Annotated in this window: 1 protein-coding gene; it reads right to left on the bottom strand. The window is 70.4% G+C overall.

Annotated elements, in window-relative coordinates:
• Positions 1-738: efflux RND transporter periplasmic adaptor subunit (locus QHC67_RS18840; protein ID WP_319296699.1), on the bottom strand; the 738-nt coding region annotated here is incomplete at its 3' end.
• Positions 739-805: the final 67 nt, after the last annotated feature.

Here is an 805-nt window from a genome sequence, read left to right as displayed (position 1 = left end):
CCCGCTTACCTGGGCGAGCGTCTGGCCCATGGCGAGCGTCACGCCGGCACGGGCGTCGAGCGTCTGGATCGTGCCCGAGATCGGCGTCGTGATCGTCACCACGCCGTTCGGGCGTCCGCTCCGCTCGACGCTGGCGATGAGGCCGTCGGACATGCCCATCAGCCGCAGTCGCTGGCGCGCGGCCGCGGTGAGGTCGGGCTTGCCGAGCCGCCTGACGCTCAGATATTCGGTCTGCGCGCCGCCCCATTCGGGCAGGAGCAGGTCCGCGATCGGCGCGCCGGCGCGGACCACGTCCCCGGGCGCTCGCGCATAGACGCGGCTCACGAACCCGCCCGAACGCGCCTGGATGACGGCGACGTCGCGCTGGTTGAAGTCGATCGTGCCGGTGACCTCGAGGGCCGAGGCAAGGCTGCCCATCTTCGCCGCGACGACCCGCAATCCCAGGCTCTGCCGCGCGGCGGGATCGACGGCGACCGTGGGGGCCGCGCCGGCGCTTCCTCCGTCCGCGTATCGCGGCACGAGCTGCATATCCATGAAGGGCGACTTGCCGGGCTTGTCGAACTTCTGGTTGGGGAACATCGGATCGTACCAGTAAAGGACTTTGCCTGCCCCGGCGGGCGTGGTCGCCTCCGATTGCGGTGCCTGGCGATGGCCAGCCCAATAGCCTGTGCCGCCGGCCAGCAGCGCGACAGCCAGGATCGATGCGCCCCAGCGCAGCGCGGATTTATCGAGCGTCATGGCCGCTCCTCCCCATAGGTGATAGTGATGCGGACCGCGTCGCGCGCGACGTCGGCTTCGCGGTTGA

The organism is Sphingobium sp. (genome assembly GCF_033795625.1).
Classification (GTDB): domain Bacteria; phylum Pseudomonadota; class Alphaproteobacteria; order Sphingomonadales; family Sphingomonadaceae; genus Sphingobium.
Note: the sequence above shows the minus strand (reverse complement) of the source record. Positions and strands in the feature narration are given on the sequence as shown.